Source organism: Maribacter luteus (assembly GCF_009674825.1).
Taxonomy (GTDB): domain Bacteria; phylum Bacteroidota; class Bacteroidia; order Flavobacteriales; family Flavobacteriaceae; genus Maribacter_A; species Maribacter_A luteus.
Genome location: NZ_WKJH01000021.1, coordinates 15,081 through 41,330, shown reverse-complemented (window position 1 = coordinate 41,330; position 26,250 = coordinate 15,081). Strand labels below are relative to the sequence as shown.

General features: G+C 32.5%; 24 protein-coding genes. All 24 read right to left on the bottom strand.

Annotated elements, in window-relative coordinates; genetic code table 11:
• Nucleotides 1-7: 7 nt before the first annotated feature.
• Nucleotides 8-772 (bottom strand): DUF6090 family protein, encoded by a 765-nt coding sequence (locus tag GJ691_RS12425; protein ID WP_074674491.1) that lies wholly within the window; start codon nt 770-772, stop codon nt 8-10.
• A gap of 160 nt (nt 773-932) precedes the next feature.
• Entirely contained in the window at nt 933-1,238 is a 306-nt protein-coding gene (locus tag GJ691_RS12420) for an alpha/beta fold hydrolase (RefSeq protein WP_083365693.1), read from the bottom strand.
• A 1-nt stretch (nt 1,239) separates the two neighbouring features.
• Nucleotides 1,240-1,389, bottom strand: coding sequence for a hypothetical protein (locus tag GJ691_RS12415; protein WP_175518913.1), 150 nt, complete (start codon nt 1,387-1,389; stop codon nt 1,240-1,242).
• A 102-nt stretch (nt 1,390-1,491) separates the two neighbouring features.
• Nucleotides 1,492-1,848, bottom strand: coding sequence for a cupin domain-containing protein (locus GJ691_RS12410; protein WP_054557928.1), 357 nt, complete (start codon nt 1,846-1,848; stop codon nt 1,492-1,494).
• A gap of 202 nt (nt 1,849-2,050) precedes the next feature.
• The gene (locus GJ691_RS12405) at nt 2,051-2,962 is read right to left on the bottom strand and encodes a hypothetical protein (RefSeq protein WP_218944447.1); all 912 of its coding nucleotides are present in this window, start codon (nt 2,960-2,962) and stop codon (nt 2,051-2,053) included.
• Between the two features lie 181 nt (nt 2,963-3,143).
• Nucleotides 3,144-4,088 carry a nuclear transport factor 2 family protein gene (locus GJ691_RS12400; protein WP_246200176.1) on the bottom strand — a complete coding sequence of 315 codons (945 nt, stop codon included), beginning with the start codon at nt 4,086-4,088 and terminating at the stop codon, nt 3,144-3,146.
• A 112-nt stretch (nt 4,089-4,200) separates the two neighbouring features.
• Complete coding sequence (locus GJ691_RS12395) at nt 4,201-5,151, bottom strand: alpha/beta fold hydrolase (protein WP_154367335.1); 951 nt, start codon at nt 5,149-5,151, stop codon at nt 4,201-4,203.
• Between the two features lies 1 nt (nt 5,152).
• Complete coding sequence (locus GJ691_RS12390; RefSeq protein WP_154367333.1) at nt 5,153-6,013, bottom strand: alpha/beta fold hydrolase; 861 nt, start codon at nt 6,011-6,013, stop codon at nt 5,153-5,155.
• A gap of 92 nt (nt 6,014-6,105) precedes the next feature.
• Nucleotides 6,106-7,539 (bottom strand): amidohydrolase family protein, encoded by a 1,434-nt coding sequence (locus GJ691_RS12385; protein WP_133686454.1) that lies wholly within the window; start codon nt 7,537-7,539, stop codon nt 6,106-6,108.
• Between the two features lie 120 nt (nt 7,540-7,659).
• Nucleotides 7,660-8,592 carry an NAD(P)-dependent alcohol dehydrogenase gene (locus GJ691_RS12380; protein WP_154367331.1) on the bottom strand — a complete coding sequence of 311 codons (933 nt, stop codon included), beginning with the start codon at nt 8,590-8,592 and terminating at the stop codon, nt 7,660-7,662.
• An 85-nt stretch (nt 8,593-8,677) separates the two neighbouring features.
• The gene (locus GJ691_RS12375; RefSeq protein WP_133686453.1) at nt 8,678-9,583 is read right to left on the bottom strand and encodes a TolB family protein; all 906 of its coding nucleotides are present in this window, start codon (nt 9,581-9,583) and stop codon (nt 8,678-8,680) included.
• A 28-nt stretch (nt 9,584-9,611) separates the two neighbouring features.
• Nucleotides 9,612-10,181, bottom strand: a complete 570-nt coding sequence (locus GJ691_RS12370) for a hypothetical protein (RefSeq protein WP_054557934.1) — start codon at nt 10,179-10,181, stop codon at nt 9,612-9,614.
• A gap of 226 nt (nt 10,182-10,407) precedes the next feature.
• Nucleotides 10,408-11,490: a tryptophan--tRNA ligase gene (gene trpS, locus GJ691_RS12365; protein ID WP_218944446.1), complete on the bottom strand. Its 1,083-nt coding sequence runs from the start codon at nt 11,488-11,490 to the stop codon at nt 10,408-10,410.
• A 130-nt stretch (nt 11,491-11,620) separates the two neighbouring features.
• Nucleotides 11,621-12,307, bottom strand: a complete 687-nt coding sequence (locus GJ691_RS12360; RefSeq protein WP_071339919.1) for a DUF4386 domain-containing protein — start codon at nt 12,305-12,307, stop codon at nt 11,621-11,623.
• Nucleotides 12,308-12,536: 229 nt separating this feature from the next.
• The gene (locus GJ691_RS12355; protein ID WP_154367329.1) at nt 12,537-13,367 is read right to left on the bottom strand and encodes an alpha/beta hydrolase; all 831 of its coding nucleotides are present in this window, start codon (nt 13,365-13,367) and stop codon (nt 12,537-12,539) included.
• Between the two features lie 216 nt (nt 13,368-13,583).
• Nucleotides 13,584-14,336: a type 1 glutamine amidotransferase domain-containing protein gene (locus GJ691_RS12350; RefSeq protein ID WP_154367327.1), complete on the bottom strand. Its 753-nt coding sequence runs from the start codon at nt 14,334-14,336 to the stop codon at nt 13,584-13,586.
• Nucleotides 14,337-14,526: 190 nt separating this feature from the next.
• On the bottom strand, nt 14,527-15,054 hold the full coding sequence (locus GJ691_RS12345; RefSeq protein WP_246200175.1) for a hypothetical protein: 528 nt from the start codon (nt 15,052-15,054) through the stop codon (nt 14,527-14,529).
• 50 nt (nt 15,055-15,104) lie between these two features.
• Nucleotides 15,105-15,254: a glycine zipper domain-containing protein gene (locus GJ691_RS19555; RefSeq protein WP_179213230.1), complete on the bottom strand. Its 150-nt coding sequence runs from the start codon at nt 15,252-15,254 to the stop codon at nt 15,105-15,107.
• 449 nt (nt 15,255-15,703) lie between these two features.
• Nucleotides 15,704-17,494 carry a helix-turn-helix domain-containing protein gene (locus GJ691_RS12340; RefSeq protein ID WP_154367325.1) on the bottom strand — a complete coding sequence of 597 codons (1,791 nt, stop codon included), beginning with the start codon at nt 17,492-17,494 and terminating at the stop codon, nt 15,704-15,706.
• A gap of 415 nt (nt 17,495-17,909) precedes the next feature.
• Nucleotides 17,910-20,135 carry a CocE/NonD family hydrolase gene (locus GJ691_RS12335; RefSeq protein ID WP_218944445.1) on the bottom strand — a complete coding sequence of 742 codons (2,226 nt, stop codon included), beginning with the start codon at nt 20,133-20,135 and terminating at the stop codon, nt 17,910-17,912.
• 45 nt (nt 20,136-20,180) lie between these two features.
• Nucleotides 20,181-20,789 (bottom strand): hypothetical protein, encoded by a 609-nt coding sequence (locus tag GJ691_RS12330; RefSeq protein WP_154367323.1) that lies wholly within the window; start codon nt 20,787-20,789, stop codon nt 20,181-20,183.
• Between the two features lie 129 nt (nt 20,790-20,918).
• Complete coding sequence (locus GJ691_RS12325) at nt 20,919-21,641, bottom strand: LytR/AlgR family response regulator transcription factor (protein ID WP_154367321.1); 723 nt, start codon at nt 21,639-21,641, stop codon at nt 20,919-20,921.
• Nucleotides 21,628-22,530 (bottom strand): sensor histidine kinase, encoded by a 903-nt coding sequence (locus GJ691_RS12320; protein ID WP_246200174.1) that lies wholly within the window; start codon nt 22,528-22,530, stop codon nt 21,628-21,630. Before GJ691_RS12320 ends, GJ691_RS12325 begins: the two co-directional genes overlap by 14 nt.
• Before the next feature lie 515 nt (nt 22,531-23,045).
• Nucleotides 23,046-26,201: an ABC transporter permease/M1 family aminopeptidase gene (locus GJ691_RS12315; RefSeq protein ID WP_246200173.1), complete on the bottom strand. Its 3,156-nt coding sequence runs from the start codon at nt 26,199-26,201 to the stop codon at nt 23,046-23,048.
• Nucleotides 26,202-26,250 lie beyond the last annotated feature (49 nt).

The following is a 26,250-nucleotide window of genomic DNA, read 5'->3' as shown; positions in this document are numbered from 1 at the left end:
ACTAAGATTATTCCTTAATCTCTGCTTCTAATAATTTCAATATAGAATTTAGATTCTGCATCAATGGATTGTAATGACTTTCTTCTGTAGAATAGCTAGTTAGGTAAAACATAAACATGTTATTCTCGAACGCTACGGAATGTAATAAATTCAAATTACTAATGGTATTATCGCTTTTAGGAAAGCTAACTTGTTGTTTTGCGTTTGCATATTCAAAAACGGTACGTATACTATTTTCATCTCTTCGGAACATATCCAGCACTTTTTCCCTTTCAATGGCCAAATCTTGTTCTTGACCAGCAATATCATCCAATGTAGAAATCCAATTGGTTAAATATATCCTTAGGTCTGGATTTGTAATGTCTTTTAAGCTGCCGGAATTTATCATTTCATTTAAAAGTGAGTTGTTTGGATTAAATGCGATATCGAATGAGAAGGATTGGTACAACAAGTTTGAAAATTGTTCTTCAGAAGGCGCTACTTCTAGATTGGTAGTGAATTCTAGTATTTGTTTGGCGCCTATGTAATTACGTCTGTTAATCTCAATCAATTTAACCAGTTTCTGTTTGCTGATTTCAAACTCGCCCTGTAATCCTTTTAAATAAGTTTGCTCCTTTTTTTCTAGAATCTTATTCTCTTGACCATTATTGATTGCTAGGGCGATGAGTATTCCAATAACCACAAGTATAATCTCTCCTACCGCATAAAGTAGATAGCTGCGAAGTTTATTTTTAGCGACAAGCTTTTGTCTAATTTTTCTAAAGAATTTCATTACTGGTTCAGTTTTCCTTATTGAATATATCCTTTTTAAGGATAAAAATAGTAGTTTATAATATTCATTTCCATATTCAAATTTTTTACTTGTTAGGCTACTAGTAAACAGTTTGAAATAATCAAAACATTGATTGCAGTTAGCACAATCCTTGGGAATCTTAAGTAATCAATTGTAAAATAGCCACTAAATCATCTGTTAAATGGGTTATATCATATGCCGTTACCTCTTTAGGGCGCGATGAATTACCATATCCTCTTTGATTTGGAACAATGACATGATATCCAGCTTTTGCAAGCGCTAGTATTTGATAATGCCAAGAAAAGGCATGTTCGGGAAAGCCATGACAAAGTACAATTGGATTGCCAATATTTTCTTTACCCGCTTCAAATACTTCTAACTCAATTCCATTTATTGAAATTATATTGGATTTGGGAAATTTTAAAGATTTAATTTCTGGTATCATTTTAGTATCTGTTTTTACCTATAATTAAATCTTCTATTTTTTTAAAATCCTTTGAATTTGGTACGTGTTTAGCCTCTTCAATCAAAACAACTTCTTCTATAGAAGAAAATATTCGTTTGGCTCTTTTAATCATTTTTTTTCCGGGAAACATGATATCCTAATTTTATCTGCTTCTTTAGGTTGTGTACAAGCGAATGCTACAATCAACAACAATAGCAGACTTAAACACCTTTTTTTATAGTTCATTATCATACTAGATTTGATTTTTAATAGGCTTAGTAATTTCATTAACAACCTCTCCTGTATGCAATGTTGATTTATTTTCAATAAGCATTATATGGCATTCGTTTTTAGAACTTACCTTATGACTGATTCCCTTTTTCACAATAAACAAGTCTCCCTTTTTCATGGTAAACGGTTCTTGATTTTCTATTTCAAACAGAAGCGCTCCTTTGATAATAAGAAATAATTCATCTTCATTTTTATGATGATGCCAAGGAACTTTATTACCCTGTATTTTCACCAGTTTTATAAAAACATCATTTACTTCACCAATTATTTTTGGAGCATAGTAGTCATTAATGGTGTTTAGTTGTTCGGTTATATTCATCTCAAAATTTGATTATAATAATAGTACTCTATTCTTTGATTATTATGAATATCCACAAGCTCAATATCAGATAGTAAAATCCCGAAATAAATAGGGTGCCAATAATTTTTACTTATGTCTACTATAATGAAATATTGTTCTATTGCATTTTATAGTAAGCCCGCAAATTAAATAGATTGTATCTCAAAGTTTTATGGCGTTTTTAATTACAATCAGCATTTAGCTCTTGATGGACTGATTTAGAAATCTGTGGAATATTTTGTCCATCAAGAACTTTAATGCATGACAGATTTGGATTTCTATCTACTTTTAAATCAATAAGGTTTTGATTAAAACTCACGTTTAACCTATCCAGTGAATTACTGGTGATATAAAGATGCGTTAAATCATTATTTTCTAAGAGATTAATAGTTTGCAGCTCATTATCAGAAACCAGTAATGTTTCTAACTTTTTATTTGAAATCACCTCTAAACTTTGCAATTTATTTGATGTTAAAAGTAGGTTTTTTAGATTTGGAGCTGAACTAATGTTGAGTGAATACAAATCATTATTACTCATATGCAAAACCTCTAAAGACTCGCTAGAAATACTAAAAGTTTCAAAATAATTCCAAGACAATTCCAACTCTTTTAATTCACCCAATTCTGATAATCCAACGACTGAATTCATTTCATTAGCAGTCAAATCAAGTAAAACTAGTTTACTGTTGTTGCTAATATCAATACTTAACAATTTATTACCAGCAAGATTTAAGGTATCCAAATTTAAATTATCACTTAAATCAATTTGTGCTATATCATGTTGGGTGGCAATTAATTTTCTTAAACTGGTAAAGCCTTCTATTCCTGTTAAATCAGTAATAGCTCCATATTCTAGATTACTTAAGTCAAGGGTAGTTATTTCTTCAGCATCACTGCTTAGCATTTGCTGATTTATAATACCATCAGAATCTACACCTGTTTTTATAAGTATCGCTTCAAAACTTGAATCGGGTATGTTTAAATAAGTAAGATTTAAAGCCCCAATATTATCATCATTTGAGCATGAGACTGTAACACCCATCAAAAATAATATGCAGAAATAGGTTAGTAAAATTTGTTTTGAATTTTTCATCTTATTGGCTTATTTCTCGATTATTTAAATTTTCAATTATTTTTAATGCTACATCTTTAGATGATAAATAATTTTGACCTGTAATTACATTTCCTTGTACCTCTACATGTACCGAGTTTCTATGAGAATATTTAAATATTCCACCTCTTTCTTCTATGGTCTTTTGAATTAAAAAAGGGAATTACTTAAAATATTCGGCATCCTCTTTTTCATAAGCTTCAGGGTATCCACTAATTATTCTATCATTTACCAAGTACTTCCCATCTTTTGTTTTTAAATTAACGATACCTGCCGTTCCATGACATACCGACGAGACAATACCATTATATTCTTCAAAAATGGTCATTGTAATTTTTTGAATTTCTTTATTCTTCGGCACATCATACATTGCACTTCCACCTCCGATATAATGAACCGCTTTATAATCTTTTGCATTAATTTCTTTAGGTTTTTTGGTGTGTTTTAAAGCATACATAAAGTCTTCATTGTAAAGCAGATTTTTCTGGAGTGAGTCAGATGTATTAATATAAGCTAATGGAATACTACCTCCTTTTGGACTAACAAAGTCTACAGTAAATCCTTCCTTTTTAAACGTATCATACGCATTAACAATTTCCGAAAAGCTATTCCCTGTTGGAAGTTGAGATGCTCCATGGAATGAGACATTTGATACTATAAATAATATTTTATTACCATTTTGGTTACTTTTTTCACTGATAGCAGTTTTACTAATAATTTTCCATTCGTTTTTATTTTTTTTTAATAAAAACAAATCAATGTATCTCTCACCACCCTTAGGGATAATAATTTCTGCTTTTGCAGTAGCAACACCTTCAAAGTTGTCAATCGATAAAATATTACCTATTCTTCCCGTAAATTCTCCTTCTTTTTTATTTTTATACCAACTTGCATATTCTTTGACAGGAACGGTCCAAAGTGTTTTGTTACTTTTTTCTAAATACAGGTTTGCATTGGTATAAAATGCTTTTTCAATAAGTGCAGATTTATTGTAAGAAGTACCATTTATATAATTTAAAAGAGTGTTTTCTATTTTAGATACTTCCGTTTGTGCAAAAACTGAAGCGTTTAACATTAGGAATCCAATGAATAAAAGAAAATGTTTCATAAGTATTTATAGTATTGTTAATTAAATGGATTCAAAAATTAAGGCTTGTATATAGTCTCCAACAAATTCTGCTCCCTATCTATAAATCCCCATTCTTGTTTCCATTTCTTTTTTAACCATTAAATTTTGCCAACCATTTTAAAATCGATTCATTTGTTTCATGTGGTAACTCTTGTTGAATGTGATGGCCACACTCTAGACAAATCACATCCAGATTCGGAACAAAATCCTGTAGCCTTTCAAATTTTGGAATCATATCTAGATTACCATAGATCATAAGTGTAGGCTGTTTGATGATTGGGTCTATATCTGCTAATAAGTGCCAGTTTCGGTCAAGGTTTCTATACCAATTAATAGCACCATTATACCCAGAATTTCTAAAGGCACTTACAAATACAGACAAATCAACGTCGTTCATAATAGGCTCACCAAAAGGCTTTTCCGCTTTTGCAAGATTCATCATTAACATTCCTGGTTCTGGTGGTGCAAGAGGCAAATTCTTACGAAATAAATTACGAAGAAAGTTTTCTGCATGATTCTCTAACACAGCATCTGCTACTCCTGGTTTTTTATTAAAATGAACAAAATAGAAATCTTCACCAAAAATCTCTTCCATAAACTGAATCCATGGTTTTTCACCTCGTTCTTGGTAAGGTAATGCAAGATTTAGTATTTTATTGACACGCTCTGGATGCAAGAGTGCAAGGTTCCAAACTACATTTGCGCCCCAATCATGCCCCACAAAAACAGCATCTCTGTAGTTGTAATAATCAAGTAAGGCCACTAAATCATCTGTTAAATGGGTTATATCATATGCCGTTACTTCTTTAGGCCGCGATGAATTGCCATATCCTCTTTGATTTGGAACAATGACATGATAACCAGCTTTAGCAAGCGCTGGTATTTGATAACGCCAAGAAAAGGCATGTTCGGGAAAGCCATGACAAAGTACAATTGGATTACCAATATTTTCTTTACCCGCTTCAAATACTTCCAACTCAATTCCATTTATTGAAATTATATTGGATTTGGGAAATTTTAAAGATTTAATTTCTTGTATCATTTCAGTGCCTGTTTTTATCAATAATTAAATCTTCTATTTTTTTAAAATCCTTTGAATTTGGTACGTGTTTAGCATCTTTAATCAAAACAACTTCTTCTAAAGAAGAAAATATTCGTTTTGCTCTTTTAATCATTTTTTTTCCGGGAAACATGATATCCTTTTCACAGGCAAAAATGGAAATCGGTGTTTTTATTCTATTTGCATCATTTTTAGATAGTATTGGTAAAGGAGAAAAATCCATATTGCAGTGTTGAAACGTAGAAGACATAAACTCTAATGCAAAATCATCGTATTCAGAAAAAAGTACGTTCATTACCTTTTTAATGTGCTTTTGATTGTTAGTTTTTATAAACTTTTTTAATGGTAGGAACATTTTAAACAAACCTACAAGAGGATTGCCATTTACCATATAGACTGGAGCGATTAAGAAAACCCGTCTAATTGGTGTCTCGTTAAACTCCAGTGCTTTTAAGCTAATGAAACCACCAAAAGAAAAACCTACTAGGGTCACGTCTTTCAATCTTAGTTTTATAACTACTTCAATAAGCCATTTTCCATACTCTAAAGATTTCATGCCCAACCTATTCTCTGCACTTCTGTTGGGCTGCGCTAAGACATCAATGGCATAGACACAATATTTTGAAGCTAGATTGGGGAAAGAATCTAAAATTTGTGGAGCACAACCTCCTGTGCCATGAATCAGTACTAATGGAGGGTTTTTAGTATCGCCAGTAATGATAACATTAGTGACTCCAAACTTTGTTTCTATCAATTTTTCTGAATATTCAATATTCAGCTCATTTAACTTTTGATTGTAAAGGGATAAGATTTTTTCTTTTCCTTCTTTTGATTTGAAAAACATGTACTGTTCGTTTTTTGATTGATGATTGTAATAGTTTTTTTGATTAAATGATATATGACTATTTCTGATTTTAATACTTTATAGCCTATATTTTATTTTTCAATAATTAAGTTTTCCAAATACCTAAGAGCCGTAGCTATTAAATTCTTTCGGTTTTTTGCCTTTTCATTAAAAGAATCCAAAGTCTCTCTATTTAATTTTCTTCCCTTCACAAAAACATAGGTTGGATTACGAAGTGTCGATAACTCAACAAGAGGATTTTCATCCACTAATAATAAGTTGGCAATCTTGCCTTCTTCAATAGTTCCAAGTTGATTCATCATTGAATGTGTTTGGGAAGCATTTACAGTAGCCGTTTTCAAAACTTCGTAATTAGAAAGTCCAGCTTCTTTGTAAAAATTCAGTTCTTGATGGATTGAAAAACCGGGAAGGGTAACTCCAATACCGCCATCAGTTCCACAAATTATAGTAACACCCGCTTCATGTAGCTTTTTAACGATGGTCATATGAAAATCGTGCTGTTTTTTTATCCTATCAACGGTCGTAGGATCTTCTTTTTTTGCATTAAACCAACGTTCAAACTGTTCTTTGCTATCCGTTTTTTTAATGAGTGGATTCATGTATTTTAATGATTCTGATTCTAAAATGTAATCATCCATCATCATTTGATAAATATTATTAAATACCGTAATTGTAGGACTATAATTTGTGTGTTTGGATTGCGAAATTGAATCTATTATGGGTTGCAGTTTAATAGTATCTAAATCAAACTGTAAGGGTTGCTGTACAATTTCTTCAGCATGTTCAATAGTTTTGATTTGAAAATTCAAATGATATGAAAAAGATACTTTTTGAGAAGGGTGAGCAACAATGTCAATTTCAGAAATCTTAGCTTGTTCAATCACAGCATCAAAAATCTCTTTATCCAATCCATAATATGTTTTGATGAAATCGTAACCTCTGTCTTTATATGAAATCACCTTGTCTTTAGCTTCACTCGGATTACTTAGATTTAAATTGTCATCACCAATGAATTCTGAGCCTGTTAATTTTGGTCCTGTCGTAAAAAACGATGGTGAAAAAATATTTTCTTCCATTACATCTTCTTTAATTCTTAAATGCATTGGCATACCCCAAAGATTTCTAACTGCCGTTACACCATTGGATAGGTAAAGTCCGAGTTCATATCTATCCCACACATGTACGTGCATATCGATAAGTCCTGGTGTTAGATACTTATCTTCTCCGTCAAAAATTTGAATTCCATTGACCTCAATAGTATCAGCAATCTTATTAATAATCCCCTCTTTTATATACACCATTTTATTAACTAAAACAGTGTCTTGGTTCATTGGGATAACATTGACATTCTTTATGAGATAAGAATTATTAGATATTGATTCATTCTTATTAATATCGAGATAATTTGTTCCTGATGAATCAATCCAAAGTGTAATGATTCCTATGAGCACAAGCAAGCCGATGAGAGCGAAGACAATTTTTAAAATTCGTTTTATTATTTTCATTTGTATAAATTTAAACAACTGATGGTATCAGTTAAAAATAATTAGTAGCTGCTCGTTTAAAAAACATTTGCTGTTCGTTTTTTTATTATGATTTATAAATTGAGATCATCTACAGCCCAGCTAAATAGTGATCACCACATTTCCTCTTTTATGCCCCATTTCAACATATTTATGCGCTTCGGCAATTTTTTCTAAAGGATATATTCTATCAATAACAGGCTTAATCTTCTCTTGTTCTGCTAAAATTTTTAAATTTAAAAAAGCTTCTTTTGGAGTTAATGGAGTCCCATGATCGATAGATATATATTTGCCATTTGAAGTCAATGCTTTTTTGCTCTTATCTTTTAGTTTCGATGATTTCGAATTGCCTACAGCATCAATAACATATTTATAAGTTTCCAATTGTGTTTCAGCATTTTCTATGGTGTAATCAATCACCTTATCACTTCCTAAAGATTCTACTAATTTGAAATTTCTACCACTGCATACACTAGTAACATGAGCACCCATATACTTCGCCAACTGTATCGCCATTGTACCTATACTTCCTGACGCCCCATAAATTAAAACCCTGTCGCCCCTGTTTATACTCGTCTTTTTTAATATATGAGAAGCCAGCAAACCACCATAAGGAATCGCAGCAGCTTCCTCAAAACTAAGACTCACAGGTTTTAGTGCCAGATTCCAATCTTCGGGTAAACAAATATATTCTGCATAAGAACCAAAACGGCGTATGGTAGTTGAAATAGAACCGTAGGCAAAAACCTCATCCCCTATTTCAAACATTGACACATCTTTACCTTTGCTCTGTACAATTCCAGCTGTTACCATTCCCAATACAGGGTTTCTTGGACGTCCAAAACCAAATATAAGTTGAAGTATAAATCTGGGGATCAAAGGTTCATTCATTCTCCGAATAAGAACATCACTTGTAGTTACTGAAGTAGCACAGGTTTTTATAAGTACTTCACTATCTTTTGGTATTGGTTTTTTTACATTACTTAGCACCAGGTTTTCTACCCCCCCATATTTTAGACATTCTATTGCTTTCATAATTGTTTTTGTTAACAGCAAAGTTGGTTAATATGTGAGGTACAAAAGTTCGTATTTTGAAATTGGAACTAACCTTTACTTTTCATTATTCCTTTTTAAGAGCAAAGATGATTTTTGCGTCTACCCAAAAAATATCTACATTTTCAAAATCTTCTGACCCTACATTTCTGCTAAAGAAAAGGTATTTACCGTCTGGTGTTATACTAGCAGAAGCTTCCCAAGCGTTAGTGTTTATTTTGTCGCCTAAATTAATTGCATTACCCCAAGTACCATCTTTATGTTTAAAACTGATATAAATATCAGATTCTCCAAAACCATCGTCCCTTTTAGCATCAAATAATAAATACGATTCATCTGGTGCTATAAAAGGATGGCTCAAAAAGGTTCCTGTATTTATTGCTTTGGGTAAGGCTTTTGGCTCTTCATATTTACCATTAATTAAACGCGAATAACGAATTGGAAATGTTGAATCGTTTTCTTTATAAGTGTCAAAATAATACGTACCATTTGAAGACGATGAAAGGCGCATAATATACATAGAATCATTACTTACAGTAGGAGGTTTTAGTTTTTGTAATTCTGACCATCCAGATTCCGTTTTTTCTAGATAACGGTCACCTAAATGCATGGTTTTACCGTCTGGAGATATTACAGGTCGTCCTATCCATGGAGATGCTATTTCAGATTTTTCCCATTTCCCATTTGTTTCGTTGTATTTGTATTCGTAAAAAGCTGATTTTTTATGTTCTTCGCCTCTTCTAATAAAATAAAACGCTTTCATATCTGGGGTGAATGCACTATTGACTTCATACAAATCTGTAGATACCAGACCTGGGGCAAATGGTATAGGCTTTAATCCTGGTGGTTTTTGTCCCAGATATGGGTTTTTAATGGTTGGTATATTATTATCTTTAGTTTTTTGTTTTTTTGCATCACAAGATTGCAAAGAAAGTATTCCAGCGATAAGTAGTGTTATGAAGGTCTTTTCCATTTTGATATTCAAATTATTATTGTTTTTGCTAAAACCTATATCCTATACGCAAGTGCATATTTAATTCCATTTCACTTTTGTTGTTCAAATAACCAGCACGTTTAGCAAATGTGTAACTAAATCCTGCACCAAGACCTGCTTCATAATTAAAGTGTTTACCTAAATTTCTTCTAATTCCCCAAGTGGGTATAATAGAAAAATCACTTACCACAGGAGCATCGTCAGTATTGAATAAGACAAACCAATCTGGATGATAACCCATTTTTAAAGCAATAAAGTTGCCACTATTCCCATCAATTCTTTTTGAGTTTTTTGAACGTTTTTCGAGGTTATAATAAAATCTTGGCTCCACAACTATTACAGGTGTTAGTAGAAATGGAGAATCATAATCATCATAATACGTAGATTCCCAAATACCAAAATCAAAACCAATCTCTGTTCTCAGTGCTAGGGTATTTGATAGTTTTGCTTCATTATATGCCCAGATTCCTAGAACTCCAGTTTGTAATCCGAACGTTGATTTTTCTACACTTGTGTTTTGAGCTTTGGCGATTAATGTTAGTCCGCACAAAGTCAAGGTAATTAAAGTTTTTTTCATGATGATGTTTTTTGATTAATGATGATTATTGATTGATTGATATTTGTATGAAGTTTACCTTCTTGAAAAAGTAGAATTAAATAATGGTTTTAGTTATTTTGTTTTTTTGAAATGCTTCCGTTCGCTTTATTTGTTCTTCGAGATTCCATTCAAAATCAAATCTATTCTTTCAAAATAAAAAGATTGAATCGAGTCCGATTTCAGTTCTTTGCTGGATGTAGTGCTATTATATTTTCATATTCATTGCCTCAGTGACTTCACTCAACGTTCCAATAGCTGTTTCTCTCGCTTTACTTATACCTTTAAGCAAAATATCCCTGACATAATCTTTATTTTTTTCAAGCTCTATTCTTTTTTTTCTAATAGGCTCAAAATATGTGTTTATGGCTTCTTCTGTTAGCTGTTTAAGTTTTCCTGAACCTTGGTCGCCAATTTTATCAGCAATATCTGTTGGACTTTTATCTGAACATAAAGAAGCTAACTTAAGTAAGTTGGAAACCTCTGGTCTGTTTTCGGGGTCGTAAGATATGTAACGACTTGAATCAGTTTTGGCAGATTTTATTAGTTTTGCTGTTTCGTCAGCTGTTGACTTTATCATAATTGAATTGTTGCGACTTTTACTCATTTTTTGAATACCGTCTAACCCAAGAATAGTAGGGGTATCAGTAAAAAATGCAACTGGTTCTGTAAAAATATTTTTATTGAATTTGGTATTAAAGCGCTTTGCAATTTTCCGAGTTAATTCTATATGAGGTAATTGATCTTTTCCAACAGGAACCACATTACTTTTACAAAACAAAATGTCAGCAGCTTGATGAACTGGATAGATATACATTCCTGCATTAATATTACTCAGTCCTGAAGCAGTAATTTCTTCTTTAACAGTTGGATTTTTGTTTAATTCTGAACTGGAAACTAATGTCAGAAATGGAATAGTTAGTTGATTTAATTCAGGAATATGACTATGTGGAAAAATATGAGTTTTATAATTTTCAGGGTCTAATCCACAGGCTAAATAGTCCAAAGTTAGTTCATAGGTGAATTTTGAAATTTCATTAAAAACATTTCTATCTGTCAACACTTGATAATCAGCAATTAAAATATAAGTCTCAATTCCCAAGCTTTGTAATTTTAATCGGTTTATAATAGAGCCAAAATAGTGTCCAAGATGCAAATTACCTGTAGGTCTATCTCCCGTTAATACGCGGTACTTTTGAGGATTCTTATACAAATCATTTTCTAATAATTTACTTTGCTCTTTTGCTTTTTCAAAACTTTTATTTATCATTTTTTGTTTAATTTTATTCAAGTAAGTTCAATTTTTCTCCTTACCCACAACGATTTCGGCTATGAGTAGTTTCGTGGATAAGCACTTAACGTTGCAAGTATAAACCAAACTGAAATCCGTGAGGATTTTCAGAAGTAGGAGAGAAAAGCAATTACTTATAGCTAGGTCTTATGCCAAAAATTAGTAAATAACCTATCATCCAAAATTCTCCAATGGTTGCAGGTAGCGTAAGAAATCTATTGAAGCTAAAATCAATTCCTGCGTAGTGTATAACTGTAGAAATTAGATAGCCTATACCACCTAAAATAATTATTCTTCCTAACCAGACAGGCAACCTTTTAGATTTGATAACTATGTATCCCATTGGAAATAGCCATAACCCGAAAAATAGGCCACCAATACCCCAAGCATTCGAAATAATATTTTGAAAAACCTGAATTAGTAAAACTTTGTCTTCCATAGCACTTATTTCAGAATTTGCAATACCTATTGCTGAGGCGATTGAAATTGCACTTATCATAATGGCTAAAGCATTTACCATTCCCCATATACCTAGAGTCCAAGCTTCCCATTCATAATTATCTTTAAATAATTTGAAAAACCAAACTGCGGTAAGAGCCTGAGAAATTACTATGCCAAATTCTAATAGCAACCTAATTCTTGCTGTAGATTCTAATTCTACTAAATTTGTTAGCGTTTGTTCAGGATTACCAGACACAAATATTTGAGAATGAAAGACCATAAACCCTAAAATTCCTGTAATAGCCATCATTAAATACCATAAGCCAGTTATTCTAGCGGTCTTAATTAAATTTTTCTGTTCTGTATTTGCAATCATAGATTATTTATTTTTATTATTTTATACTAATTCTGACTCTGTAAAAGGGTAATTGTTACAATTTTGCCCTAATGGCACACAACGTGTTTGTATATGGTTTGTTGCGTGTTTTAAGCAACTAATTACCGACCAAGAAAGTCCGCAAAGACTTTCGCAAGTAGGCAAAAAGCCAGCAATAAATTATTTACGGTGTTACCAAACGTATTTGTTGATATTACCAGCTTCGAAATCATTCCTCTTGATTAATATATTTTAACCCTTCATATAAAGCTACTAATGGTACAGAGCGATGGTTTTCTTTTTCAAAATATTCTATTTCGATATTTAGAGGTTTATCCGATTTCTTTGTTATTAAAGTATAAAGAGAGTCGTGTCTTTGTTTATTCCTTTCGTAATTAGCCTCTCCTTGATTGGCAGTAGCGATATAAAGTTTTTTATCTAATGATATTGAGGAAATAGAATCAACTTTGTTTTTCATCATCTCCTCATTCCACCAAATACTTGAGTCTATAGAAATGTAAGCATTGAATACGCTATTTTCATCCATATAGGAATTTAGTGCAAGTAGTCCTCCTAAAGAGTGCCCAACAAGAGTTCTAAACGGTTCTGTCTTATACTTTTTATCAATATAAGGTACTAGTTCTTTCTCAATGAAATTCAAAAAAATCCTTCCACCTCCCATATTATTCGGTCGTTTGGTCTTAATTTTTGTAACTGTAAAATCTCGTTCTCGTTCAACATTCTCTATGGCTATAATAATACTTTCAGGCATTAAATTGTTTCGATTCCTATTAGAACTCATAAAATGTACTATTCCAGATGCTGTTTTAAAATAAGTAGATCCATCCAATAATATGATAACTGGATATTTTTTATCAACTTCAGATGAATTATTGTATGAATCAGGAAGACTTATTAAACAGGTTCTTTCTTCATCTAAAATATTAGATTTAAAAACGAACTTACTTCCTACTATAATATCATCTATTTCATTCTGTCCAAAAGTGGTTTGTACTCCTGAAAGAAGAATATATAAAATTACAAATGTCAAATTTTTCATAGTTTGCTTTATATGTTTGGTAACGGTCGGGCTATAGCAAGTAGGGCAGGCAAGGAAACTTTTCGTTTCCGTCTGGTCTGCGAGCCAGAGCTTTTTGTTTTGTAATTAGTTTCATTTTTTAATTGCCAAATCCAAAGGATTTGGCGGACTTAGCAAACACGCTCAAGCCATTAAAATCAGCTCTTTTTGTCCTATTTGCTATAGGTATTGTTGGCATTAGTTTTCTATTTGTTTAATCATTTCTTTTGCAACTATTGCTGAAGAAGGAAGAAACATGGTTGATACAATCCTTTTGTCAATTACAACATCATGCTTATCATTCAAATTACTTTTAGTTTGAAATATTCCTCCATTTTCCCTCAATTGGTCTTCCAGCATTACAGGCAATAAAGTACCTTCTTTAGCCCAACTTTTGGTAATCTCAGTCGAATTTGGAAAGCCAGTTACTTTTTTACCTTTGACCATATAATCACCATTACTAAGTTTGACATTTGCAAAAGCACCAGGACCATGTCCGCAACCCCCAACTATTCCTCCATTTTCATAAATTTTGGCTATTATTGATAATAAGTCTTTGTTATTGGATACATCAAATAATGGTCCATATCCGCCACCAATAAAAACGGCTTTATAGTTTTTATAATCTACTAAATCAGGCGTTAATGAATTTTCAACATTGCCATTAAAATTTTCATACTTTATAGTATAACTGCTTATTCCAACAGGATCCATTGAGAAAGGTACTTTTCCTCCTGTTGGTGAAACAAAATCAACTTTATATCCATGAGAAACAAAAATATGATATGGAGGAGCTACTTCCCAAAGGTTGTTCCCAGCAAAATGTTTTTCTGGGTCGCCCATGTCTTCTGTATTTGAAACTATAACCAATATTCTTCCTTTTTCAGTTTTGTTATCGTTACAAGAGATAAAAATTAATAATGCGAATAATGCTAGGAGTCCTTTTTTCATTTTTTTGATTGATTGAATTTCATATAAGATAATAAATGGAGAAGAATGTTACAGTCTTTCACAATTAATGCCAACAATAGAATATATGCAATAGATAAATTTTTATAACCAACTAAACCCTAATCCTATATTAAAAATTACGGCATCTCTATCCGCACCTCCATCTAAAGACACATTGCCCAAAACTAATTTAGACTGCACATTGAGTGCAAAATTTTTCTTTTTGTAAAATCTCATAACCTGTACTTGCCATAACAGCGACGCCAAAGTTCCAGTCGTCATTTACATTATCTTTAATATCATATAGTGCTGGCGAATCTATTGCTAGACCAATTCCTCCATGTATCCACCAACAATCTTTTACCCAATATTGTACAGATGGAATAAAACCTCCAAAGTTCCTGTCATTGTCTTGAAATTCATAAATATTTCCTGGCATTACGGCAGTAATGGCAAGATTTTCATTCAACATATAGCCCAATTTTAAATCTGGAAACACGAAGGTTCCTTGCGCATTGTCAAACGTTTGATTACCAGCACTATCTTCTATACTGATAATGCCACCACCTACAACAGCTTCGAAGATGAAACCATCCCTTTGTGTTGTTTCAGCATCTGCGTTTTGTGCATAGGTTATACTTGATACTAATGCAAAGGCTACGCAAGCCATTCTTGATACCATTTGTTTTTTGATTGTTTTCATTTTAATTGATTTCATAATTGTTCGTTTTTTGATTGATGATTTATTTTGAACTCTCAGTTGTTACATTAAGATTTTTTTGAGTATTCTAACGCGGCACCAATGGCAATTCCAATGGGAAGCCACAAAGCTATATTTGAGGTTAATAAGCCTACTAATACCCCTGAAAATATGCCTACTGCAAGTCTAATTCCTTTTTTACTTTTAATTGAATTCATAATTGTTCACTTTTTGATTGTTTGTTTTTTTGATTAGGGTAAACTTAAAAGAGGTCTTTAATCAATTAAACTTCATGTGATATTCGAATGTTTATTAATGATAAACTACCTCTTATAAGTTACAAACAGAATTTGTACCTCATAATCATTTGTCAGTACTTATTTTTCCTTAGTTCATCAAACACATAAATGATTAAATTCATAATAATTAAAAACTTGATTTTCGTTTCTACAAAGATGGATCAAGAAGTAATATGCCTCTAAACACTTATGTAGCCTTATATAAAAAGTTTGATGATAGATTGAAAATTATGACGCAGCACTATAAATTATGACGCATTTTAAAATATTGCCAAAGAATAAATCAAGTAATCTCTTACTGTTACTAATTTGATGAAGCAAAACTAATTGTAGCTTATAAAAGGAAGGTTCTATTTTTTAAATCAGAACTAACTATTACTCTTAAGGTAAGTATTTGGTGTTATCCCCTCTATTTTTTTAAAAAAGGTATTGAAGACTGTTTTAGAGTTAAAACCACTATCATAAGCTACAGCCATTAAGGTTAAGCCCTTGTTTTCCTCTAGAAGAACCCGCTCTTTAAATTCGTTAATTCTATAGGTATTAACATATTCCGAAAAGTTTTTTTGAAACCCCAAGTTTAATAATTGCGAGACATAATTAGCAGGAAGTTCCAAGTAAGAAGCTAAATCTTTTAAGGATAGGTCTGGATTTAAATACAGTTTGTAGTCTATCATTATTTGCTCTAGTTCTTTGCTGTACTTTTTGATTTCGTTGGAATCTAGTAAAGCCTGTTTATACTTCTTTTTCTGTTTATAATTTAAATTATCTGGAATGGCTTTTAGCATGATGTCTTTAAACCTTTTGTGATTTTTAACAGGTTTAAGAATTGGTGATGGATTAAGTAATAAAATTACGGGCAAACGATTATTGTATGCTTGAGTTATTAAATCAATTACCTTTTCGTTATTACCTAACAAGGCATTTACTAATATCAAAAACGTAAATGCCTTATCTACAAGATCAGTATTTAAATACGTCTCTAATTCTTTTAATCCATCATTACACTTTTCCGTTTCATTGAGTTTTGCATAACACATGGTTTCACCTCCTAATTTGGTGAGGTCTTTCACAGAAACGCCTTCAAGTGAACCGAAATATGTTAAAGCTTCATTTGGTTTGCCTGACATTAATAAACAAATCCCTATATAAATTGGTGGAAAGGGTAACTTAGGGTCTAAATCTAATGCCTTTTTTAGATAAGGTATCGCAGTTTTATAATCTTCTTTCAAGTAGTATAAAAAACCCTTGTAATGATGATTTATAGCGGCATAAGGATCTAATTGTAAGGCTTTGTCAAGATAATTCAGTGCCGCATCTAATTTTCCTTCTACGGTCAAAAAATTAGAAATGGTTAAGTAAATATCGTCTGCTTGTTGCATCTCCAAAGCCTTATTGGCATGTTCGTAAGCTTTCTTAAGATTCCAGTTTTGCCAGCATTCTATCCAAGCCAAATTCAATTGTGACCTTGATGAGTTTGGGTCTAACTCTAAAGCCCTTAATAAATAAGACTGGGCTTTTTCGTAGGCTTCAAATGCAGGTAAAAGCCCCATGGTTCCGATATTAACATAAGCTAAATTAATATCTAGATAAGGGCTTGAAAAATTAGGGGATTTATGTATGACTTCTTTTAAGATATTGATACCCTTTATAGAGTTGTTATAATCCAACTTCATGATGTAATACCTCCCTTTCAGGTATTCTCTATAAATGGCTACAGGCACATCAATAGGTACTACTAACCTATCTTGTATCTGTATATGGCCTACATGTTCTCGTAATTTTTCAGCAATAAACAGACTAATTTCATCTTGAATTTCAAAAATGTTTTCTGGGTTTCTATCAAAGGTTTCTGACCAGAAATGAAAGTCATCCACAGTGTCAATCATTTGTACTGTAATGCGCATTTTCTTTTTTGATGTTCTTACACTACCTTCAATAAAGGTAGCTACCTTCAATTTTTCTCTTATTTCCTTTGCTGTTACTGACTTGTTTTTAAAATAAAATGAAGATGTACGTGAAGTAACGGAAAGTTGTTTGATTTTTGCTAAAGCGTTAATGATTTCTTCAGTTAATCCATCACAGAAGTATTCGTTTTCAATATCATTACTCATATTGACGAAAGGTAAAACTGCTATGGATTTTTTATTAATTGAATTCATAACTAGAAATTAAATTTACGAAAACATTTTGTTTCAATACCCGTATGTTATAGTACCATACTTTATCATGAAAATTTGAAATGTTTGAGAAGCAAGTAATCTATATCGATTCCATATTGACTTCTATGCATATGTACGATACACCTTTACAAAATAACTTGTTCAGGGCTTTCAACCTAGATACCGAAAAACAGAAAGTAAAGGTTATGGACTTCACTCGATTCCATAACTATTTGTGAGATGATACCAAATCCATTAAATTAATCTATGGGGCTCCTTTTCTCAAATATTTTTACAATGGAACTCAACGTATCGTTATTTTAGCTCAATCAATAGGTGCTGTCCATGGAAAAAAACAGCCAAAAGGAGAATTGAACAGGCTTTTTTTGCCTATGAAATACTAATCAAAATTTGATTATTCCTTCAGGGAATACCAAACCGGTAAGGAAATACTACTATTACCTGAAAACATAATTTTTAACGGGACTTTTGCATCTTTAATATTTTCTTCATTCACATCCCTACCTGTTCCATAATTAAGTTGTGCATTATTGTTTTTATTGAGGTTTACCACAACTACCATCCTACTTCCTTTTTCTAATTTTTTACTGATTAGTTTCGAATTGTCGAAAGACACTTGCGTTTTTTGATTCGGTGTCAATAAATTTCTTTGTTCTCGATCTTTGGAATAGCTCGCTCTGCCTATATAATAGCTTAAATGAAAATAATTACCTTCTGGAGTTAATTGATATAGGATAACGGAATAATCAACATCTTTTTTATTGATAGTAAATTCTAGATTCCCGAGAAAGGATCCATTGATAATCACATCCTCCTTTAAGGGTTCCGATTTAAATAACAATCCATCCTTTATATTGATGTTTTCCTTTTCTAAAGGCCAAGGATAATACCCTGTGTTATTCATGCTTTCCCTATCTTTAAAATCAACGGTTAAGTCAATTTTAGAAGCATCCGATTTCGATTTAAGCGCATAAAAATCATCCGTTTTATCATCACTTAAATAAAAAGTCAACGTATCGTTGGTCATGGCACTTAAACTCGGTTTATGCATCCAGGTATTGGTATCCATTACCTGAAAGTTGACTTTATCTTTTAAAATGCTTGGTTTTTCTTTACCTTTTAAGATATAATCGAACCATTGATATACCAGGTCATACCTAATGTCAATTAGGGCGGTTTTATCTAATTTATAATCTCTTAAGAACTCCTGAGGTTGGGTTTGCGCCGTCCAATGATCATAAGGTCCTACCAATACATAGTGATTTGGATTTTTTACATACTTATTATGCTGGTCAAAATAATATAGGGCTCCTCTTTGAGAATCGTCATAATAGCCTGTTATGGTCAGAATTGGAATGTTGATTTTTACAAATTCCTGTTTGTAAGGAATCATTTTTTTCCAGAAATTATCATAACTGGGATGCTCCATATAGGTATTCCATAATTTATTTACATGTCCATCCAAGCTATCCAATTTATTAAAGGCAACCCCAGAGGTATACCATGTGTTTTTTAAGGTATTCCAACGATTAAAATCTTGTGAAGCTTTAAAATCCAGGAACTTATTATTGGTCACATAAAAATTCCAAGAGTAGGAATAATTATGCAGGACATTATTTTCCATTGGATAATCAATTCCGGGTGCAATGGCTACCATGGGAACAATGGTTTTTAAAGCTGGATGCACTTTATGTTTCATGGATGCCCATTGGGTAAATCCGTTATAACTACCACCGTACATACCTACTTTTTGATTGGACCAAGGCTGCTTGCTAATCCAATCAATCACTTCATAAACATCCATATTTTCATATTCAAGAGGCTTTATCTCACCTCTGCTCAATCGTTTTCCCCTTGTATTGGCTATCACTCCAACATAGCCTTTTGAGGCTGATAACATAGCCCCAGTCTCATTGGTACCTGCGTAAATAGAAGCAATTAAGATGGCAGGTTTCTTAGCTTTGATAGTCTCTTTTCTTTCAACCACTACTACGGAAACTTCTGCACCATCTTTCATTGGCACTATTATGCTATCATTTATAATATATCTGCGTTTATGGTCTTGCTGTATTGCTTGAAAAAACAAATCTCTGGTGGATTCATAAACCTTTTTTAAGAAATATTTGTGGATTAAGTTTTGTGCAGTTTCATTCGAAATCGTTTCAGCAGTTATATTCTCATACGTACGTTCAAAATCAGAAATAAAATAGTCTGTACCATCTCTGGCAATTAATGTGTCATCTAAATTCAGTACCTGAAAATCATCGGCCTTTGTCACATAGGATTTATATAATTCTTTAAAGGCCACAGGAAAGTTAGGTGTGAGTTTTGCTTTAGCATACTGGTGATATAAATTTATATATATCTGTTCCGTTTTTGGCTTGTCCTTAATTTCTTTCTCGATAGTTGCTATGGCATCGTCATATTTTCCACTTACGATCTGAACCTTGATCAAGTCCAAACCTGATAACTCCTTTAGCGGATAAGATGCCGCTAAGGCTTGCATTTGATTTGCAAGGGCCTTTGCATTGGACGCTTGTACTTTTTTAAAGTTAAATTCTTGTCCAAAAGAAGTAAGATGAATTAGAATTAGAAATACTATCAAGAATGTTTTTTTCATTGTTTCCTTTTTTAAAGTGCAGTGGGAAAATGCTCGATTTTCATTTTAGTTTGAATACTGCTTTAACTCCTCTTCGTATAAAAAGTCATCTTGAGTTTGGGTAAGTTTTATGAAATTTTTTACAGCTGGAGCATACAACCAAACTTCATCCGTTTTGGCATTATACCCTCTCGAATTTGTTATTACACCTTTGTATTGAATCGTATAGGCCATGAACGTTCCTGCTTCTACCGTTTCTTCTTTAAAGGATAAAACCTCGACATCTTGACTTTGCTTTCCTGTGGTACCATCTTGACTTGTCCAATTTTTTTCATATTTCCACTTTTTACCCACTTCCAAAGGCCAGTCATATCTTGGCGTTTCGCTTTCTTCCGGTTTTACAATGTCTGTTATTGGAATCGTATCATTACCCATTGTCATCCCCAAAACACCATCTGCAATAACTACTTCTCTTGTATCTTCTCCCTCTGAACGTACCTCGCCTTCGGTGGTAACACCTTTATACTTCCAGATCCATTTTTCTCCAACGGAATAATCGGATAAAGTAGGTTGCGCAGCGATTTTTAAGGTGTCATTGGTGCATGAATATAGTCCCATAATGATCAAAACAATTAGAATTACAGGTAGGTGATACTTATTTTTGAAGTTACACATCGTTCTATTTTTTTAATTAAAATTTTATCTATGAAGCAAAGAAATGATGAATATATAAATGTGTAAAGGGAAAGTACAGGAACGTGAATAAAAGAAAATAAGCGTAAAATTAATTTACAAACCAATCAATTATAAGCTATTCCAGTTTTTAAACTTAACAGACTGTCGGCTTGAAACTTCAATCTTTTCACCAGAAATCAAGATGATGTGTAGCTTATTATTAAAATGCGGGTGAATTTCTTTAATAAAATGTGTGTTGATAATTTGACCCCTATTGGCTCTAAAAAACACGGTGGTATCTAACTTTTTTTCAAGTAGATTTAATGAACGTTTGATCATAGCCTTTTTACCACCAAAGTATAGGCGCGCATAATTATCCATCGATTCAATATAGTAGATATCAGAAATTGGAATAAAGTAACAAGATTCGCCGTCTTTAATAAAAATCTTTTTATGCATGGGCAAAACATCTTGTGGCACCTTTGCCTTCTCTACCAACTCCTGCTTTACTTTTTCTATGGTTTTTGCAAAACGTTCTTCCCGTAAAGGTTTAACCAAATAATCTAATGCATTCAACTCAAAAGCTTTTACAGCGTATTGGTCATACGCAGTTGTAAAAACAACTTCTGGAACGGTGGTTAATTCTTCTAATAAATCAAATCCTGACTTTTCAGGCATGTGTATGTCCAAAAACAATAGGTCTGGATCTTCATTCGCAATCAATTTTATGGCCGCATCCACATTGTTTGCCTCTCCAACAACGATAAATTCCGGATATTTTTTTAAAGCACGTTTTACCTCTTCTCGCGCTAAACGTTCATCATCGATAATAACCGCTTTATATGTTTTCATCTGTTTTATAGGGTACTAGTATAGTCGCTTGTACTATATTATTAGCTATTTCTTCTAAAGTAATAGAAGCCTCTTTATTATATTGAAGCTCCAGGCGTTTCTTTAAGTTCATTAAACCTAAACCTTTTGCAGGTTTAGTATCAGTTAATTTTCCTGGATTTTGAACTTGTATATAGACTTGATCTCCGTCCTTACCAATTTTCAAAGTTATTTGCCCACCTTCAATAACTTTGTCAATTCCGTGTTTAATGGCATTTTCAACCAATAACTGGATGCTCAAGGTTGGAATTTTAAAATGGGCTAACGTCTTATCAAGAGTAATGTCTATTTCCAATCGTTCTTCAAAACGAAGTTTTTCCAACTCTATGTAATCATTTACTAAAGCTATTTCGTTTTTTACTGAAATTAGGTCCTTATCTTTTTCATATAAAGAGGAACGTAATAAGTCGGATAATAAGTCTATCCCACGTCTGGCTACATTAGGGTTCTCAACAATTAAGGACTTTATGGAATTCAAGGAATTAAATAAAAAATGTGGGTTTAGTTGAGCCGATAAATTATCTAATTGTGCTTGTTTCGCCACTAAGGAAAGTTGAGCATATTCTCTTGCCGTTACAACTTCTTTTTGATAATAATGATACAGATGATACGCTAAAATCCAGATAGACATTAACCGTAAACCGGTAAGTAATATGGGGTCCCAATAAAGAAGCGACACCCATATATCCTTATCTTCTTCTGCGATGAAGGTCCAGTAACCATACCACTTCAAATTGTTTAAAAGCACATATAAAAAAGCCAATAAAAGTATACTGGGAATTACGCGAACAAGCAGCTTTTTAATGGGTAATTGACTCCAATTTTCCTTTAAAGCATATGTTCTGTACATGTGGGTAAGGAAAATTCCGATGGCAACATCCAAAACATAATTACAGAAAGTGTAATACACCCCATAGTTATCCCTGGTATAAACCGTGTATGCCCAATAAATAGAAACCGTACACCATCCTAATAATTGGCATTTCCAATAAAGGGCGTTTGTTCTATTACTTTTGAGTGTTTTTGTACTGATATTCATCGATATACAAAGAAACACATTGATTTTAAATACTGAAAGGAAAAATACATAGACGCACGATTGAAGGTTTTAGCGTAAATAGAAATAAAGTTTCCTCCTATACCTATTTCCCTCACCTCCCCCGATAGCTATCGGGCTCGGGCCGTAAAATTAGTGTTTACTCTGGTCATTACTATTTTTACAAATAGTACTTCTCTGACCTTCCGTTTCAGCATATTCATTGCTAGTTATTTAGTTTGGTATTCATGGACCTAGTAATAAACTATAATTTTATAAGATGTTCAATCTTAATTTCGCAACCTGATAAAGTGCCATAAGGCAAGAAATTACAATTCTACAGGCGTAACACTTTCAAATAAATCAACTATTACATACTGTAACGAATCTGGTGTAATCGCTCTAAAATAGCCCAACAAGTCTTGACTGGTGGCATAGCGATTGGTATTCATTTTTAGCTTACCGTTTGTAGTATTCCAATCTTCCAAAAAGCGTCTTAAAGCTTTATTGACCTGCTCCTCGCCTATTGCCTTTTGAAATTGATACATGTTAATGGCACCTTTAGCATAATAAATATAGTCTTGATTATCTACTAAAGCTAGCGTTGGTTCTGCTCCAGATTCTCTGAGTTTGCCTTCTTCGTATTTCTCTAATTGCAACTCTAAAAATTGCTGAACCTTTACTTTTGGATAGTGTGCTTTTAAAACCATCATGGCTGCATATTGAGAAAGCGTTTCCAAAATAAAGTATTGCCCTTTTACATTTGCGGCTTCTACTTGCATAGCAAACCATTGGTGGGCAATTTCGTGTGCAGTCACATAAAATGCCATATCTACATCAGTTTCATCATCTATATCTAAAACAAAACCTATGGATTCTGAGAATGGAACAGTACCCGGAAATGATTGTGCAAATTGCGCATAACGCGGAAACTCCATTATACGTAACTGTTCATATTGATACGGACTGAAACTCGTGCTATAGTAATCTAATGAGGCTTTCATAGCCGTCATCATTCTATCTATGTTATACTCATGACCTTTATGATAGTAAATTTCCAGATCTACTTGTTTCGAAAAAGCATCAGATTTTGAAATCCAATTGTCTTTTTTTATGTCATACCTTGCTGAAACAATTGAGTAAAAATCAATCATTGGAATTTCCATTTTATAATGAAAATAATTACGATTATTTTCTGTCCACTCCCTCAATAAATTCCCAGGAACCAATGCTGTTTGGTTAATTTCTGTTCCTATGACCATTTCAAAATGAATACCGTCAGAATCACTACCAGATCTTGCATTAATTAATTCTTTAGGGTCATTTCTATTAGCTCTATTCGTTCTTTCAGATAAATTATATTCTGAACGTTCATCCCTATCACTTAGCTCATATTTTCTATTGTAACCTAATGTTGGAAAGTCTTTATTGTTAAAGAATGTTCCATTCTCAACAATATTAGCATTTGAATTACCTGCTTCAAATCCATTCGTAGTAAATGATTGCTTAAAGTTCATTTTAATTGAATCTCCAGGGTTCAAAGGGCAATGCAACTGATAGATGGTATAACCGTAGGTAGCGTATGTATTATTTTTTGTTGCGCCTCCATCAAAAGTGACAGAATCTAATGTAATATTCTCTTCAATTAGTTTCTGAATATGAATCTCATTAATGGGTTGCGCATTGGTGTTTTTTAATATATAATACCCATCCGCAGTATAATCTCTTGATGAAGGATACAATTCCACTTTTAAATTCACATCTACTATTTTGGGCTGTGGTATATATTCAAACTGTTTGAGTTTCTTTTCATAAGCTACTCTAAATTCAGTTGCTTTAGTATTGGTCCAATAGGTGTTTAAAATATTCGTATTGTAAAAGATAAAACTTCCCATGAATATAATTACTAAAAAGACCATAGAAGCAACTTTAAAAAGCGGCTTGCTCAATCTGTTTTTGCTAGCTCTTACTCGTTGCATTAAATTGGTTTCAGTACCTCTTACGTTTACCAAAGATCCAATAATAAGTAATAGTATTCCGAAGAGAAACCAATATGATTTAATTAACAGATAGGGTTTTAAAAAATGACCATAACCATTAATATCAGAATACGTTCCTAAAGCACTGCCTCCGAAAAAATATAAATCGTGATCAAACCCGAATAAACCTAAAGCAACATTGGCTATAAAATATATAATCACCAACATGATGCCTATAAACTTATGGTTTACAACAGATTGAATAAAAAATGCAATGCATGTATACAGTGCTAAAAACGGTAAAATCTCTAAGAAGAAACCATAAAAATAGACTTGGAATTCGTATTTGTAATACCCACTTAATGTTTGAAATAGAATTCCTGAACCAATTAGTGCGAGCATTAATACTACATACACTGCGTTTAATCCAATGTATTTACCCAATAGTTTTATAAAACTAGACATTGGTGTTGCGTCATAGATTAAATCTAATTTAGCACCTCGCTCTTTCCATACCAATTCACCTGAATAAAACACTAAAATTATTATGAAGAAATAAATAGATGTTTCTTTGAGTTCTTCAACAATAAAATAGGTTGCTGGATAGCTATCCACACCATACACAGTTCCAAGGTTTACGGAATTAATAAGAATGATAATCATCCCACAAATAACAATTCCCCAAAATGATGCTTGCTTGCAAATACCGATAAAGTAAAACCAAGAAAACTCTTTTAACTGTGTCCATTTAGATGGTAAACCATATTGTTTTTTAACTTTAGGGATTTCTATATCAGTATTTACATAGGCACTTTCAGCTGCCAATTTTTGAATTCGTTTTCGCTTTGATTGCTTTTCTTTAACAACATTAAAATTGAATTTTTTATACCCATAGATTAGCGCAAGTATTCCTAGAGAAACCCAAAACAGTTTGTTATAAAGTATGGCTCCGACAAAAGGGAGCTCTTTGGTACTTTTTTCTAAAGCTGACCAAGATTTTGTCGCAAAAGTGGTTGTTGTTAGCGAAAATGGATCTAGAATGGCTTGCCAAAATTCATTAGTGATAGCTTTGGTTAGCATAAAAACCACAAATAAAATAATACCTTGTGTATAGACTACCACCAGGTTTCTGCTTAAAGCACCTGTAACAAAAAATAACGAAGCTCCAAAAAATAACGTTGGTAACGTTACCATTAAAAATGTCTTTATATAAACAATGGCATTAAACCCTAATAGATCTTCTGGATTATGCCATGGCATAAATTCGCTTAGCATCATGCCAAATAAAATACCTGCAAATACAAATAGCAAAACTGCAAACGATCCTAAAAATCGACCTAGTAAATAATCTCTTTTGCTGATTGGTGCAGAAAATAGCAATGATTCTATATTGTATTCAAAATCCCTTAGTACAGAGACGCCCATTATCATTGAGGCTAAAATCATAAATATACCGGTAATGGCTCCCATTGTTTTTGCAATCACTATGGGTGAGTTTTTTTTCATAAGACCCATTTCTGAACCTTGAAAAATAAAGTCAACACCAACAATTGAA

Coding starts and splice junctions, on each gene's coding strand:
- GJ691_RS12425 (WP_074674491.1), bottom strand. CDS start 772: ATGAAATTCTTTAGAAAAATTAGACAAAAGCTTGTCGCTAAAAATAAA.
- GJ691_RS12420 (WP_083365693.1), bottom strand. CDS start 1,238: ATGATACCAGAAATTAAATCTTTAAAATTTCCCAAATCCAATATAATT.
- GJ691_RS12415 (WP_175518913.1), bottom strand. CDS start 1,389: ATGTTTCCCGGAAAAAAAATGATTAAAAGAGCCAAACGAATATTTTCT.
- GJ691_RS12410 (WP_054557928.1), bottom strand. CDS start 1,848: ATGAATATAACCGAACAACTAAACACCATTAATGACTACTATGCTCCA.
- GJ691_RS12405 (WP_218944447.1), bottom strand. CDS start 2,962: ATGAAAAATTCAAAACAAATTTTACTAACCTATTTCTGCATATTATTT.
- GJ691_RS12400 (WP_246200176.1), bottom strand. CDS start 4,088: ATGAAACATTTTCTTTTATTCATTGGATTCCTAATGTTAAACGCTTCA.
- GJ691_RS12395 (WP_154367335.1), bottom strand. CDS start 5,151: ATGATACAAGAAATTAAATCTTTAAAATTTCCCAAATCCAATATAATT.
- GJ691_RS12390 (WP_154367333.1), bottom strand. CDS start 6,013: ATGTTTTTCAAATCAAAAGAAGGAAAAGAAAAAATCTTATCCCTTTAC.
- GJ691_RS12385 (WP_133686454.1), bottom strand. CDS start 7,539: ATGAAAATAATAAAACGAATTTTAAAAATTGTCTTCGCTCTCATCGGC.
- GJ691_RS12380 (WP_154367331.1), bottom strand. CDS start 8,592: ATGAAAGCAATAGAATGTCTAAAATATGGGGGGGTAGAAAACCTGGTG.
- GJ691_RS12375 (WP_133686453.1), bottom strand. CDS start 9,583: ATGGAAAAGACCTTCATAACACTACTTATCGCTGGAATACTTTCTTTG.
- GJ691_RS12370 (WP_054557934.1), bottom strand. CDS start 10,181: ATGAAAAAAACTTTAATTACCTTGACTTTGTGCGGACTAACATTAATC.
- GJ691_RS12360 (WP_071339919.1), bottom strand. CDS start 12,307: ATGATTGCAAATACAGAACAGAAAAATTTAATTAAGACCGCTAGAATA.
- GJ691_RS12355 (WP_154367329.1), bottom strand. CDS start 13,367: ATGAAAAATTTGACATTTGTAATTTTATATATTCTTCTTTCAGGAGTA.
- GJ691_RS12350 (WP_154367327.1), bottom strand. CDS start 14,336: ATGAAAAAAGGACTCCTAGCATTATTCGCATTATTAATTTTTATCTCT.
- GJ691_RS12345 (WP_246200175.1), bottom strand. CDS start 15,054: ATGAAATCAATTAAAATGAAAACAATCAAAAAACAAATGGTATCAAGA.
- GJ691_RS19555 (WP_179213230.1), bottom strand. CDS start 15,254: ATGAATTCAATTAAAAGTAAAAAAGGAATTAGACTTGCAGTAGGCATA.
- GJ691_RS12340 (WP_154367325.1), bottom strand. CDS start 17,494: ATGAATTCAATTAATAAAAAATCCATAGCAGTTTTACCTTTCGTCAAT.
- GJ691_RS12335 (WP_218944445.1), bottom strand. CDS start 20,135: ATGAAAAAAACATTCTTGATAGTATTTCTAATTCTAATTCATCTTACT.
- GJ691_RS12330 (WP_154367323.1), bottom strand. CDS start 20,789: ATGTGTAACTTCAAAAATAAGTATCACCTACCTGTAATTCTAATTGTT.
- GJ691_RS12325 (WP_154367321.1), bottom strand. CDS start 21,641: ATGAAAACATATAAAGCGGTTATTATCGATGATGAACGTTTAGCGCGA.
- GJ691_RS12320 (WP_246200174.1), bottom strand. CDS start 22,530: ATGTACAGAACATATGCTTTAAAGGAAAATTGGAGTCAATTACCCATT.
- GJ691_RS12315 (WP_246200173.1), bottom strand. CDS start 26,201: ATGAAAAAAAACTCACCCATAGTGATTGCAAAAACAATGGGAGCCATT.